This is a genomic window from Sphaerisporangium krabiense, from assembly GCF_014200435.1.
Taxonomy (GTDB): domain Bacteria; phylum Actinomycetota; class Actinomycetes; order Streptosporangiales; family Streptosporangiaceae; genus Sphaerisporangium; species Sphaerisporangium krabiense.
On the sequence record NZ_JACHBR010000001.1, the window covers coordinates 988,162 to 1,002,362 of the forward strand.

Here is a 14,201-nt window from a genome sequence, read left to right on the forward strand (position 1 = left end):
AGGTTCCGGTGTCAAGGTGTCGCACGGGTGGTCCCCCTGCCGTCGGTCGTCTGCCGGTCGAAGGCTTTGCCGTCGGGGTAGGACACTAGCTCGAACTGCATCCCCCAGGGGGCAAGGAAGTAGACCCAGCGCTGCCCCTCGCTCGCTCCCCTGCTCGCCGTCGGTTCGCCCAAGACGCGCACCCCGTGACTCACGAGGTGGTCGATGGCGGCGTCCAGGTCGTCGACGTACAAGGCGATGTGATGGCCGCCGATGTCACTGTTCCTCGGAGGCGTGGTGGCCTGCTCCGGCGCGGAGTACTCGAACACCTCGAAGATCGCTTGGCCGCCGCAGCGGAAGAAGTGCAACCGCCGCATCACCGCCCGCGGGTGGACGTTGAGGTGCTCGAGCATCCATTCTCCGTCGTCATGCCGGAACGGCCCGAGGCTGTACATGTACTCGCAGCCGAGTACCTCCACGAGGAACCGGCTCGCTTCCGACAGGTCGGCGACGGTGAAGCCGATGTGGTCCACGCGGCGCAGGCCTGGAAGTCCGTTGCTGGTCACGCCATCTCCCTTGAAGCCATATTGGATCCAGAACATGGTAACCCTGCCGGTCTTCGACCGATCAGAGCAGAGAAGCTGGATTTTTGGATCCAATATGTGCGAAGCTCGCTCAGCGCACCGACTGCAGGGAGAGAGCCATGACCGATCGCCATCGACTGGAGCCGACGGCGCCATGGGTGGAGGTCGTCTCCACCACCGCCGACTGGGACGCGGCCGATCCTCGCCTGCTGACCAGCATGCTGAGTCATCTCGTGCTCATCCGCGCGTTCGAGGAGTACGTTCTCGATCTGGCCGGTGCCGGCCTGATCCACGGGCCGGCACATTCGAGCATCGGTCAGGAGGGCGGCGCCGTCGGCTCGATCCTCCCGCTCACCAGCGCGGACACGGTCAACGGCTCGCATCGCGGCCATCACCAGTTCCTCGCCAAGGTGTTGGCGCATGTCGAGCCGAAGGGCATCGACCCGACCCGGGAGTTCTCCGACGACGTACGCGCCGTCCTGCTACGGACCTTGGCCGAGATCTGCGGCCTGGAACGTGGATTCGGCCACGGGCGTGGTGGCTCGATGCACCTGCAGTGGAAGCAGGCGGGCGCCATCGGCACCAACGCCATCGTCGGAGGCGGGGTCCCGCTCGCCGCAGGCTCGGCCTGGGCGCACCGCCAGGCGGGCACCGATGCCGTGGCTGTGACGTATTTCGGCGACGGCGCCGCCAACATCGGCTCCACACTTGAGACGTTCAACCTCGCGGCGGCCTGGCATCTGCCGATCTGCTTCTTCATCGAGAACAACCGGTACGCGGTCTCGACCAACGTCTTCGAGGTCACCGCCGAGTCCCGGCTGTCGGCACGCGGACCCGGCTTCGGCATCCCCAGCTGGAAGGTCGACGGGATGGACCCGCTCGCGGTCTACCTGGCGATGCAGGAGGCACTCGCGCACATGCGCGCCGGCAACGGGCCGACGATCGTCGAGGCCGACGTCTACCGCTACTTCCACCAGAACGGCCCGTTCCCCGGCAGCGCGTTCGGCTACCGCGGCAAGGCGGAGGAGAAGGAATGGCGCCAACGTGATCCGATCGAACAGTTGTCAGGCCACCTGCTGCGCCGCGAGGTCCTCAGCCGATCTGACATCGACGGGTCCGTCGAGCGCGCCAAGCGGTTGCTCGACGAGATCGGCGACCTGCTCCTCGAACCGTTGCCCGGTGGCAGGGCGGGCCAGCGCCGGATCAAGCCGCAGGAGTGGCCCGACCCGGCGTTCGTGGACGTGGGAGTGCACGGCGACCTCAGCGAATTCGCCGAGGCGCGGTTCGCCGACCGGGACACGTTCACCGGGGAGATCGCGGAGCAGAAGTTCATCGACGCCGTCGCCGGTGTGATGGCGCGTCGCATGGCGACCGACGACACCGTCGTCGTGCTGGGTGAGGACGTCCATCGCCTCAACGGGGGCACCAACGGCGCGACCCGCGGCCTGAAGGACGCCCATCCGGACCGGGTCCTGGGGACACCGATCAGTGAGAACGCGTTCGCCGGGCTCGGCGGCGGCATAGCGCTCGACGGCCGTTACAAGCCCGTCGTGGAGTTCATGTACGCGGATTTCATGTGGGTCGCCGCGGACCAGCTCTTCAACCAGATCGGCAAGGCACGGCACATGTTCGGCGGCGATGACGACGTGCCGTTCGTGCTGCGCAGCAAGGTCGCCATGGGGACCGGCTACGGCTCACAACACTCGATGGACCCGGCGGGAGTCTTCGCGACCGCGCCGGGGTGGCGGATCGTCGCCCCGTCGACGCCGTTCGACTACGTGGGACTGATGAACAGCGCGCTGCGGTGCAAGGACCCGGTCGTCGTCCTCGAACACACCGACCTGTACACCTCCGTCGGCGAAGGACCGGTCGACGACCTCGACTATTGCCTTGCGGTGGGCAAAGCGGCCGTGCGGCGTACCGGATCCCAGATCACCGTCATCTCCTACCTGGCGATGGCCAACTACGTGCTGGAGGCGGTCGAGTCGCTCGGCGACATCGACGCCGAGGTGATCGATCTGCGCTGGCTCGACCGGGCCAGCATCGACTGGGACACGCTCGGCGAGAGCATCAGGAAAACGAACAACGTGCTGATCGCGGAGCAGGGTGCGGTGGGCACATCGTACGGCGGCTGGCTGGCCGATGAGATCCACCGCCGATTCTTCGACTGGCTGGATCAGCCGGTGCAGCGGGTGACCGGCGGCCTCGCCTCCCCCAGCATCAGCAAGGTGCTCGAGCGTGCCGCCATCGCCAAGAGCGAGGAAGTGGCCGCCAAACTGACCGAGGTCATGGGGTACTGACAATGGCAAAGGTGCTTCGCATGCCGGAGGTCTCCGCCAACGCGGTGGAGGCCGTCCTGCAGGAATGGCAGATCGAGGAGAACATGCCGTTCTCCGCCGACGACACCATCGCCACGGTGGAGACGGAGAAAGCCGTGGTCGACGTCGAAGCCGAGGCCGACGGCGTGCTCCTGAAGACGCTCGTACCGGCCGGCTCGACGATCGAGGTCGGCGCTCCGATCGCGGTGCTGGGTGAGCCGGGCGAAAAGATCGACGACGTCGACGCGCTGCTCGCCCATCTGAGAGTCGCGCTGGGCACGGCCGTTCCGGCGCCCGAGCGACGTACGGTTCCGGAGCCGGCGCGGCCCGACCCGCCGATGATCGCCAACGGCGGCACGGCCACCGTACGGCGGGTCTTCGCCAGTCCACTGGCCCGGCGGCTGGCGCGGGACGCGCACCTCTCCGTCGATCAGATCCGGGGAACCGGCCCCGGTGGCCGGATCATCCGCCGTGACGTCGAGACCGCCGTCGCCGTCCAGGCCGATAGGGCGGCGACCGCCGCACCCACCTCTTCGACCGGCACCGTGCCTGCCACGGCGCCGGTGACGCCCACGCCAGGCGATCGCCCCTCCGCGGGTGGGCGACCGGCGTACGTCGACCGACCGCACAGCAGGATTCGCAAGGCGATCGCCGCCCGGCTGACCGCGAGCAAGCAGACGACGCCGCACTTCTACCTGCGCGGCACCGCCCATGCGGACAAGCTGCTGAAGCTGCGCGCGCGACTGAACGAGGTGAGCCCGACCAAGATCTCGGTCAACGACATGGTGATCAAGGCGGCCGCGGCCGCCCACCTTCTCGTGCCGGCGATGAACGTGGTCTGGACCCCGGACGCGATCCGCTCCTTCTCCACCGTCGACATCTCGGTGGCGATCGCGACCGAGCAGGGCCTGGTCACCCCCGTGCTCCGTTCGGTCGAGCGCCTGTCGATCTCCCAGGTCGCGGCCGGCGTCCAGGACTTCGCCCAACGTGCGAAGGCCGGACGTCTGCGACAGGACGAGCTCGAAGGCGGCTCCCTCAGCATCACCAACCTCGGGATGTACGGTACCGAAGAGTTCGACGCCATCATCAATCCGCCGCAAGCGGCGATTCTGGCAGTGGGCGCGGCGCGGCAGGAACCTGTCGTCACGAAGGGCAGGTTGACGGTCGGCACCGTGATCCGGGTGACGCTCTCCGTCGATCATCGCCCGGTGGACGGTGTGGTGGCCGCGCAGTGGATGAAGGCTTTCGTGTCGCTCGTGGAGAACCCCTTGCGGACGTTCGTCTGATGCGAACAAACCACGTCGCCGGGCCGACCTCGGACGCTCGCACGGTACCGAACTGCCTGGCGCGGCACCTGCCCTTGCGGTTCTGGCACAGCAGCCCGGAAAGGCGGGCTTTGTGGAGGCCTTGTCCGTGGTCCGGTACCTGCGCGATCACGTAGGAGCTGGACGAGTCGCATGCGCTTAGCGCCGATGAGCAGCGGCTCACCCGAAACGATCGCAGCCGTGATTCGTCAGACGAGTGTCTCGGCCAGCCAGTCCGCGATGTAGGAAGTGGTGAAGGTCGGGTTGTCGAAGCCCACATGCTCCACGCCGCCCTCTTCAGGGGTGACGATGTGCAGTTCGCGCCGTGAGCTGTTCACCGCGGCGTCGTACTGCTTCTGGGCGAAGAGGGCAGGAATCTGGCGATCGTTCGATCCGTGAATCACCAGGAACGGCATCGTGATCCGGTGACTGTGCTCGGCCATGCTCATGGTTGCCGCGAACGGCGGGAAGTCCTCGGGAGTCTTCAGGCCGAACACCCAGGCGATGTGCTCGGCGAAGTGCGGCACCGATGGTTCGGTCCCCTGACCGCTCTCCTGCCTGTATGCACCGAGCTCAGGCCATGAGTAGATCGCGCCCCAGGCAACGCATGCTTTGAAACGTGATTCGAAAGCGGCGGCACGTGGCGCGTAATAGCCACCGAGTGACCAGCCGACCACGCCGCACCGGCCGGCATCGCAGTCGTCGCGCGAGGCAAGATAGTCGAGGCCGGCGCCGCCGTACTTCTCGCTCTGATAGGAGCCGGTCATGCCGCGCAGCCGGAGAGCTTCACCGGAGCCGGGATGGTCCATGATCAGTGTAGAGATGCCACGCTTGGCGAGCTTTTGCGCGAGCCCATTCCCGTAGACCATCTCCTTGGTCGAGTCGAGCCCGTTGAACTCCACCACGCATGGTCGCGGGCCGTCGCCCTCTCCGCGGACGAAGAGCCCGGGAAAGCTGGTCTCCCGGCCGTTGGCGCTGTACGGGATCTCGACGAACTCGCAGTTCTCGCGCTCGAATTCGACGCTTCGACGGAAGGTGTCGATCACCTTGCGGTACAGGTCCTGCCGCCCCGCCGCGCCTGGCCGCTGCATGCGTTCCGCGGTCAGGTAATAGGTGGAGGCACGGCCGAGCTTTTCGCCGGCTGAGATCAGGTGGCCTGCCTCCTCATCGACCTTTGCCTGTTGGACCAGGCGGTCAGCGACCGTGCACCAGGCCGCGAGGAATGCCGCGGTCGCCGATTCGTCGTTCCCCTCGGCTTTCGCGGCCTCTACGAGGGGGCGGCACATCTGATCGATCTCGCCGATGCGGGCTCCCGAGACGATCGCGTGGTTGACCGCCATGTTCCAGACGTAGTTGCCGGCAAAGTATTCGAACACCGCGTAGTCCGTCCTGATAACGAAGATCACCAAGCCCAGGCGTACGCCTGCGGCAAGCCGTCGCAGACCCGGGTCACCCCAGTGTCGCCGCAGCGGGACCATCCGCCGGCCAGAACTCGGCCACCTGATGGTACGTCGACGAGGCCGGGGCGGAGGAGTACCGCGTGGCTACTTACAGACCGCTTGACCCACGGCGAGTGGTCTGCCCCCGTGGCGAAGACCCGGCGATGCTTTCGACTGCCGGCCTTCGACCTCGTCGATGCCTTTCGCGTATCCCGGTCGCTTCCGCCTGGTCTGATGTCATACAGGCGTGAACGGAGTCCAGGTGATGGCGAACACGGCGACCAGCAGCAGCGGAAGGATCTGCACCAACGCGATGTCCCTTCGGTGGCGCCGCCACGCCACGGCGGCGATCACCAGCAGGATCAGGGTCACGGTCGCCGATGACGTGTAGGCGACACCAGAACGGAAACTCATTTCCGCCGACCATTCGGCGGGAGTCGGGTCTGCCCGCCCGTCACACCACACACTGGCTCCGTCACAGAGCTCCCCTCGCGAGTGAGCACTGCTTATGATCCATCCCGCCATCACCAGAAGGAGCAGGTCTCCGAGCAGAACCGTGCTCAGCGTCACAACCCGCTTGGTCGCTGGTACTCCCCCGGTTCCTTGATCCCTCATCCTGAGATCGTACGGAAGAGATGCCTCTGCCGGGGGCGCTCCAACTCCAGGATGATCTGAGAGAAGGACCGGCCCTGCCGGGATGGGGGCCGGCCGATGTCGGCGGTCGCACCACGCCCTCACACGTCGCCGATGTGTCGTAGGTCGTGAAGGTTCGTTCCGGGTCGCTCGGGACGGCGACGACGTGCGTCCAGCGGGTGAGCGCTCTCCGTCCGAGCCACCGGCGGTCACGACGGTAAAGGGCGGGCAAGCATCTGGCCCGTGCATCATTCGGAGTAGGGCGGATGGTTCGTGGCGGGGTATGGGGCTAATGTCACTGATATGCATCCGACGTATCCTCCCGTCTCCAAGTGATACGAGAGGGCAGGTGTGCCACCGAATGATTCGTCACCGCGCGGAGAAACCGCGGACTTCGATGGGCATGAGGGTGTGGTCGGCCATGCCTGCTGTCATTTTGATCTTGGCAGCGGGCGTTCTGGCCTCTTCCCCTGCAAGCGCGGACATTGCGGCGATCGCAGAGCACTCCAGAGCCACGTCAACCGACGATCACGGCCCCATCAATATCAACTTGCACGTCGGAAACGGCACCCGCAACAAGAGTGACATGAGAATCTTCAACATGACCACTCAGCACGGACTGCAGAACGTGACCAGCACCAACGTGAGCGGATTGAGCAATATTCGAAGTTATTCCTGCAGAAAGACCTCCCGCCTCTGCAACATCTTCCAGAGGCACCGACACCACCATCGCCGATAGACCGTCGACTTCAGCCCTTGCTCCTCATTCCTGAGGAGCAAGCCGAACATGAACGTGTCCATCGTGGAGGAACGGTGGTCGAGCAGGAACAATCTCTTCCAGGACGTACCCACACTTTTGCGCCACTCGACAGGAAGCGTAGTTGTCCACCTGGTGGAGCAACTTAAGACATTCCAATCCTTGCGGCGCAAACGTCTCAAAAGCCCAGGTCGTCAGCGGCTCAAGGGCCCGGCCGGCGATACCCCGTCCGCGTGCCGTGCGAGTGGTCCAATAACCCACTTCGGCGGAATTCCCGCCGGTGACGCGGCCCTTCAATACCACATTGGCCACCAGGCGAGGGCGATCACTTTCCCCCCTCGACTCCACCACGGCGAAGCTCAGCCGGTCGCCGTCATTCCACCCTTTCCTTTGCAGCTCCACCCACCGACGGGCATCCTGCTCATCGGTGACGTGAAACCTGGTCCATTGGCGCATGACGGGGTCACGGTAGGCGTCGATCAGCTCAGGGACGTCATCTTCTGTCCAGAGCCGGAGCAAGAGAGAGGAACCCTCTTCGTCTGGAGGGCCGTGGAGCACGACAGTCATGCCTCTCCTTGTCGCCTTCGCAATGGGATGTCCATCTTGCCCCTCCGATGGAGGCGGCAAATACGCGGCATGGATCCCGGTCCCGGCCTCAAGAGGCAGGGATTTCAGGGCTTGGCTTGTCCGGGCGATCGGCCTCTGTCCAGGGGACGGACATGACGTGGCCAAGCGGAGGTGGGGAGCAGGTCGGCCGATGACGGGGTGGACGTACTTCCGCTCGTGACGATCAGCCGGGGGCAGCGCCTCGGTGCGACCTCATCGAAGCCCGCGGCGCCAAGGGGGAGGTCGGGGGTGGCTGTGCGCGCGGTGGGTGACACCTGCCGCCACTTTCACTTTATAGCAGACCGGCGCGCCTCATGAGGCTTCGGAAAGTGGTTCATACTTGCCCCTCGCGAACCGACCGGACGAGCGATGGGGGCAACGGAATTGGGTTACGTGACGGCTTTCCAGCAGATCGGCTCGACGGATGTCGCGGAGGTCGGCGGGAAGGGAGCGCACCTCGGTGAGCTCTCGCGGGTCGACGGCGTCCGCGTGCCGGACGGGTTCTGCGTCACGACGGAGGCCTTTCAGCGGGTCGTGGGCGAGGTGCCGTCGATCGGCGCTCAGCTCGACCTGCTGTCGCGCGTGACACCGGATGACCACGCGGCGATCCGCGCCCTGAGCGCGGACATCCGCCGTGTCGTCGAAGGCGTCACGGTGCCCGGCGATCTCGTGGCGGCGATCGGCGGAGCGCTCGCCCGGCTCGGGGAGGGCGACTCCTACGCGGTGCGGTCCAGCGCGACGGCCGAGGACCTGCCGACCGCGTCCTTCGCCGGCCAGCAGGACTCGTACCTGAACGTCGTGGGCCTGGAGGAGATCCTTCTGCACGTCCGGCGGTGCTGGGCCTCGCTGTTCACCGAGCGGGCGGTGACCTACCGGTGCCGTAACGGCTACGACCACCGGAAGGTGCGGATGGCCGTGGTCGTCCAGCGGATGGTGTTCCCGGACGCGGCCGGGATCCTGTTCACCGCGGATCCCGTGACCTCGAACCGCAAGATCGCCACCGTGGAGGCCGGTTGGGGGCTGGGCGAGGCGCTCGTCTCCGGTCTGGTCGCCGGGGACGTCTACACGGTGCGCGACGACCAGGTCGTCGGCACGGCGATCGCCACCAAGCCGCGGTCCGTCCAGGCGTCGCCGGGAGGCGGGACCGAGGACGCGGCGATCGAGCCGGGGCGGCAGACACAGCCGGCTCTGACGGAGGAACAGGTTCTGCGCCTGGTGCGGCTGGGCCGGCGGATCGAGGCGCACTTCGGGCGGCCCCAGGACATCGAGTGGTGCCTGGCCGGCGACGACTTCCACATCGTCCAGAGCCGGGCGATCACCACGCTGTTCCCCGTCCCCGAGACAGACGACCAGGAGAACCACGTCTACGTCTCCGTCGGTCACCAGCAGATGATGACCGACGCGATGAAGCCGCTGGGACTGTCCGTGTGGCAGCTGACGACGCCACGGCCGATGCACGAGGCGGGCGGACGGTTGTTCGTCGACGTGGCCCCCATCCTCGCGACACCGGCGGGCCGCGCCATGCTCATCGGAACCCTGGGGAAGTCCGACCCGCTGATTCGGGACGCGCTCCAGTCGCTCCTGGACCGCGGCGACTTCATCCCCTCGATTTCGGAGGAGAATCCCGGCGCCGCGCCCGCCGGTGCTCCGGCCGCCCCGATCGAGACCGATCCGGCCGTCGTCACCGAGCTGATCCGAGACAGTGAGGCGTCCGTCGCCACCCTGCGGCGCGAGATCCAGGCTCTGTCCGGGCCGGCGCTGCTCGACTTCATCCTGGCCGACATCGCGGAGTTGAAGCGCATCCTGTTCAGTCCGCGCAGCCATCAGGCGATCATGACGGGGATGGAGGCGGCCTGGTGGCTCAATGACCACCTGGAGACGTGGCTGGGCGAGAAGAACGCGGCCGACGTGCTCACGCAGTCCGTCGCCCACAACGTCACCTCGGAGATGGGGCTCGCACTCCTCGACGTCGCGGACGTGATCCGGCCGCACGCGGACGTCGTGGCGTTCCTGCACCGGGTCGTGGACGAAGGCCGCGAGGGCGACGGCTTCCTGGACGAGCTGGCGGGGCTGACGGGCGGACGGGAGGCACGCGACGCCATTCGCGGCTACCTCGACGAGTACGGCATGCGCTGCGCCGGCGAGATCGACATCACCAGAACCCGCTGGAGCGAGAATCCCGCCACGTTGATGCCCACCATTCTCGGCAATATCAAGAACTTCGAGCCGGGCGCCGGCGAGCGACGTTTCGAACAAGGACGCGAGGAGTCACGACGGAAGGAGCAGGAGCTGCTGACGCGACTGCGCGCCCTGCCCGACGGGGAGCAGAAGGCCGAGGAGACCAAGCGGATGATCGACCGCGTCCGCACCTTCGCGGGATACCGGGAATACCCCAAGTACGGCATGGTCAGCCGCTACTTCGCCTACAAGCAGGCATTGCTGCGGGAGGCCGATCGACTCGTCAGGTCCGGCACCCTGCGCGAGAAAGAGGACATCTTCTTCCTCAGGTTCCAGGAATTGCAGGAAGTGGTGCGCACCAACAAGGTGGACGCCGAACTCGTCCGGGAAAGGCGGGAGGCGTTCCGCACGTACGAGGCGCTCACCCCGCCCCGGATCCTCACATCGGACGGCGAGGTCGTCACCGGCCGCTACCGGCGTGACGACGCCCCGCCCGGCGCGCTGCCCGGCCTCCCCGTCTCCGCCGGCACCGTCGAGGGCCGTGCCCGCGTCGTCACGGACATGGCGCGGGCCGACCTCGAGCCGGGCGACATCCTGGTCACCGCCTACACCGACCCCAGCTGGACCCCCCTGTTCGTCGGCGTCGCCGGACTGGTGACGGAGGTGGGCGGCCTCATGACACACGGAGCGGTGATCGCCCGCGAGTACGGCCTGCCGGCCGTCGTGGGCGTGGAGCAGGCCACCCGGCTGATCCGGGACGGTCAGCGGATCCGCGTCCACGGAACCGAGGGCTACGTCGAGATCCTCGCCTGAGCCATCCCGTCGGCAGGGTCGAGGGGTGCGTTCGGGCCGCCTCGCGCCCGGACGCGATCCGATGGCCTTCATGTTCGCGGGGATGGACCCCTGCGGGCGACCGTGCGGCCGCCCGCGGGGAGTGCCCCCCGGCCACCGGTACCTGTCTGTCCTCGCCGCTCAGTCGGCGTGGTGAGGGTGGCCCTCGCAGTGGTCGGTCGTGGTGGCGGGGACGTTGAGGGTGGGGTTGCGGTCGAAGAAGCCGTAGGGCGTCAAGGAGAAGCGGACGTGGTCGACCGGCATCACCGGCCAGTCCTCGGGGCGCGGGAAGTGGGTCACGCCGAAGGTGTGCCACAGGACGACGTCCTCGCCGTCCAGGGGACGGTCGCCCGCGACGTACGCCGGCAGGCCGTCGCCGCCGGGGTTCTGGTTGACGAACTCGCCGGCCGCGTACCGCTCCTCGGGCGCGTACCGGGTGACCCACAGGTCCCGGGTGGTGAACGCCGCCCGCGCGGCGATCGACGAGGAGGGGTCGGCCAGCAGCGTCGGGTTCTGCTCGGCGCGCAGGACGTAGCCGGTCGGCCGGCCGAGCCGGTTGGTGCGCTCGGTGCTCACGACGTGCCAGGTCCGCCCGACCGAGGCGTCCGCGCTGCGCACCCCCTCGGCCTCGCTCGTGATCCGGGTCCTGGCGTAGCTGAAGGCGTTGCCGTACGGGTTCTCCGGCGAGACCGGCACCCGGACCGCGTCGACCTCCTCGACCGCGTTGCGGACGCCGTCGACCATCATGTCGAGGCGAGCGCTGAACAGGTGCTGGTGGAACGGGGCGCCGAGGCCCGGGGCCACCTCGCTGGCGTAGGGCCACTCTTCCAGCCCGCGGTAGGCCGAGGTGAAGAGGATGCCGGTGAGCTTGGCCTCGCACTCGATCCTGCCGTCGAGGTAGAGGTACCAGTAGAAGCCGTAGTCGTAGTTGCCGACCGTGGTGAAGAACGAGATCACCAGGCGGCGCTGGCGGCGGACCTCGGCCGAGTTCGGGGTGTAGATGTCGGTGTGCTTCCAGAGCGTGCCGTAGTCCTCCTCGTGCAGGCAGATCGCGTTGGGGATCCGCTGCACGTCGCCGGCCTCGTCGGCCAGGTCGACATCGACGTAGTGGATCTCGCCGAGGCAGTCGCAGCCCAGGGTGAGCGAGTTCGCGAACCGGCCGAAGAGGTACTCGCCGGTGTCGAAGTAGTTCTGCCAGAACCGGACCGGCGCCGGGTCGCCGTACGGCACCACCATCTCGGCGATGGAGGCGCGGTAGACGATCGGACGGACCTCGCCGTCGTGGTCGGGGTCGGCGTAGGCCAGGTGGTGGAGCACCAGGCCCTCGCGGGCGTCGAACCCGAAGTTGAAGGACCAGTTCGCCCAGGTGATCCGGTCGCCTTCGACCTGGAACGACGGCCCGTCGGGCTGGGTGATCTCGATGGGCCGGAGGGTCTCCAACGGCGCCGGGCGCCCCTGCGGGAGGTGGAACCTGCTCGGCTCCTCCGGCAGCGGGAAGACGCCGACGTCGATGACCTCGGTCGCCTTTCTCCCAACGAGGTCGACGTAGGCGCTCAGCCCGTCCACCGGGTGCGCCCAGATGTGATCGTCGGGGGCGAGGGCGGCGAAGCAGAGCACCCGGATGATCCGCCTGCCCTCCTCGCCGGGCAGGTCGAAGGCGCCGGCGGAGAGCGGCGCGCATCTCACGTGCTCCGGGGTCAGGCCGCGCTTGGCGAGCGCGTCGACCCAGGCCGGCTCCTCGGCGAGGATCCCGTCGACCGACACGAACTCCTCGACCAGGATCGGCATCCCGCCGTGGGCGCCGTCGACCTCGGCGATCGCGGCGACCGCTCCTGCGGTGAGGTCGACGGTCACGTCCCGGGCGGCGCCGGTCGCGGTGTCGAGCAGCAGCACCCGCGCCCGGCGGTCGGGCCTCGGCCCGGTGCCGGCCCGGAACGCGAGCACCTCCTGCTTGTGCGGCTCCAGCAGGCCGACGTAGACGAAGCGGACGCTCTCGCCGGCGAGGCCCGCCTCGCGCACCAGGGCGGTGGTGCGTTCGATCTCGGTCGCGGTGAGGCTGGAAACCGGGGTGGTCACGGTGGTCATGGGATCCTCTCTCGGGGGACCGCGTCGTGCCGCTCGGCTCGACGCTCTCGACGACCGTCGCGGAGGCCATGGGCCGCCCGGCGCGCAGCGAACCGGGGCTTGGACGAGTGGTCTTCGACGCCCATCACGAACTCCCAGCCGGTGAAGGTGCAGAAGAGTGCGATCATGATGACCGCGGCGCAGATGGCCCGCGGGATGGTGCCGGGTCCTTGGCCTCGTCTCGGTGAACCGCCGCCGACGCGAAGCCGACGAGGGTGAACATCAGCCCCAGTGCGGGGGAGCCGTGACCGATTGTCCCCCAGAAGGACGGCGAGCGCGAGAGGCCCCGGCCGCCCGGACACAGAACTCATGGCCATCGGGATCGGCCATGACCGTCCAGCCGACCTCGCCCTGGCCGATGTCGATCCGCGTCGCGCCCAGGGAGATGAGACGGTCGACCTCCGCCCGCTGATCGCCGTCGACGACGAGGTCGAAATGCAGCCGGTTCTTCCCGCTCTTCGGCATCGGCGGCGGGCCGCCCCAGGTGATCTTGGGGCCGCCGTGCGGTGAGCGGATCGCGGTCTCCTGGTCCTGGTCCCAGACCAACGGCCAGCCCAGCGCCTCGCTCCAGAAGTACCCGACCTGCTGCGAACCGTCACACGCGAGAGCTCCGATGAATCCGCAGTCGGCGAGGAAGCCGTTGCCTGGCGCGATGACGCAGAACTCGTTGCCTTCGGGGTCGGCGAGCACGACATGCCCTTCCTCCGGGCGCTGGCCGACGTCGATGTGCCGGCCGCCGAGCCCGAGCGCCCTCGCCACCGTCCGCCGCTGATCCTCGAGGGACGTGCTGGTCAGATCGAAGTGCATCAGATTCTGGCCGGCCTTCTCCTCCTGGCTCGCGAGGAACCGGATCCGGAATCCGGTGTCGTCGCCCGGCAGGAGCGCGACGCCGTCCTCAGGGTCGTCGACCTGTTCCCAGTCCAGCAGGCCGGCCCAGAAGCGCGCGAGCCGGAGCGGGTCGCGCGCGTCGAAACAGAGCGCGTGGAGATGACACTTCATTCTGGCCCGTACCTCCGCCGATCCAAAGCCGCAGACAGGGCCCGTCGTCCGCACCCATGGAGAGAACGAGGTCCCGCCGTGCGGACGGTGAGCACCGGCCATGGTGGCATGCCCGGCGACGGTCCTCCACAGGTTTTGGACGGCGTCGCCCGGCCGGCGGGACGGACACCGCCCGAGACTGCCTGACATGCCCCCTTTCGCGTAGACACGCCGGAGAAGGCGGATATATCACCCCACTGGGCGCTTTACAACATTTCGGCAAATACAACCAGACACGCCGAAGGTGTCCCTTTTACGCGATCAGCCGCCGGGCCGGCGCCCCTGAACACCGAGCTTGATCCAGATTCATGAGAAAATCTCATAAGCTCCGAAAAACCAGGACTAACAGAACATCTCCCCATGTACCGCACCATGTGTGCCAGTGACACGAATCTGTCACTCCATCTGCA

10 protein-coding genes are annotated in these 14,201 nt (G+C 67.5%); 3 read left to right on the forward strand and 7 right to left on the reverse strand.

Going from position 1 to position 14,201, the window contains the following annotated elements:
* Positions 1-11 precede the first annotated feature (11 nt).
* Positions 12-545 (reverse strand): VOC family protein, encoded by a 534-nt coding sequence (locus BJ981_RS04245; RefSeq protein WP_204070472.1) that lies wholly within the window; start codon positions 543-545, stop codon positions 12-14.
* A 137-nt stretch (positions 546-682) separates the two neighbouring features.
* On the opposite strand from BJ981_RS04245, the gene BJ981_RS04250 reads away from it, so the two are divergent.
* Entirely contained in the window at positions 683-2,863 is a 2,181-nt protein-coding gene (locus tag BJ981_RS04250; RefSeq protein ID WP_184608412.1) for an alpha-ketoacid dehydrogenase subunit alpha/beta, read from the forward strand.
* A gap of 20 nt (positions 2,864-2,883) precedes the next feature.
* Positions 2,884-4,167 (forward strand): 2-oxo acid dehydrogenase subunit E2, encoded by a 1,284-nt coding sequence (locus BJ981_RS04255; RefSeq protein ID WP_204070471.1) that lies wholly within the window; start codon positions 2,884-2,886, stop codon positions 4,165-4,167.
* A 227-nt stretch (positions 4,168-4,394) separates the two neighbouring features.
* Here the strand turns inward: BJ981_RS04255 and BJ981_RS04260 are convergent, their stop codons facing one another.
* From BJ981_RS04260 to BJ981_RS04275, 4 genes are all read right to left on the reverse strand, one after another.
* Complete coding sequence (locus BJ981_RS04260) at positions 4,395-5,591, reverse strand: alpha/beta hydrolase family protein (protein WP_204070470.1); 1,197 nt, start codon at positions 5,589-5,591, stop codon at positions 4,395-4,397.
* Between the two features lie 270 nt (positions 5,592-5,861).
* A complete protein-coding gene (locus tag BJ981_RS04265; protein ID WP_184608414.1) occupies positions 5,862-6,194 on the reverse strand; it encodes a hypothetical protein in 333 nt (110 codons plus the stop codon).
* 580 nt (positions 6,195-6,774) lie between these two features.
* A complete protein-coding gene (locus BJ981_RS04270) occupies positions 6,775-6,975 on the reverse strand; it encodes a hypothetical protein (RefSeq protein WP_184608415.1) in 201 nt (66 codons plus the stop codon).
* Positions 6,976-7,020: 45 nt separating this feature from the next.
* On the reverse strand, positions 7,021-7,581 hold the full coding sequence (locus BJ981_RS04275) for a GNAT family N-acetyltransferase (RefSeq protein ID WP_184608416.1): 561 nt from the start codon (positions 7,579-7,581) through the stop codon (positions 7,021-7,023).
* Between the two features lie 432 nt (positions 7,582-8,013).
* Between BJ981_RS04275 and rph the strand changes: the two genes are divergently transcribed.
* Positions 8,014-10,611, forward strand: a complete 2,598-nt coding sequence (rph, locus tag BJ981_RS04280; RefSeq protein ID WP_239139474.1) for a rifamycin-inactivating phosphotransferase — start codon at positions 8,014-8,016, stop codon at positions 10,609-10,611.
* 159 nt (positions 10,612-10,770) lie between these two features.
* On the opposite strand, the gene BJ981_RS04285 is transcribed toward rph, so the two are convergent.
* Positions 10,771-12,705, reverse strand: coding sequence for a primary-amine oxidase (locus BJ981_RS04285; RefSeq protein ID WP_239139473.1), 1,935 nt, complete (start codon positions 12,703-12,705; stop codon positions 10,771-10,773).
* 270 nt (positions 12,706-12,975) lie between these two features.
* Positions 12,976-13,806 carry a VOC family protein gene (locus tag BJ981_RS04290; protein WP_239139472.1) on the reverse strand — a complete coding sequence of 277 codons (831 nt, stop codon included), beginning with the start codon at positions 13,804-13,806 and terminating at the stop codon, positions 12,976-12,978.
* Between the last annotated feature and the right edge of the window lie 395 nt (positions 13,807-14,201).

Excerpts from the sequence above, each read along its gene's own strand:
- BJ981_RS04275 (WP_184608416.1), bottom strand. The coding sequence starts at position 7,581 with ATGACTGTCGTGCTCCACGGCCCTCCAGACGAAGAGGGTTCCTCTCTC.
- BJ981_RS04250 (WP_184608412.1), top strand. The coding sequence starts at position 683 with ATGACCGATCGCCATCGACTGGAGCCGACGGCGCCATGGGTGGAGGTC.
- BJ981_RS04255 (WP_204070471.1), top strand. The coding sequence starts at position 2,884 with ATGCCGGAGGTCTCCGCCAACGCGGTGGAGGCCGTCCTGCAGGAATGG.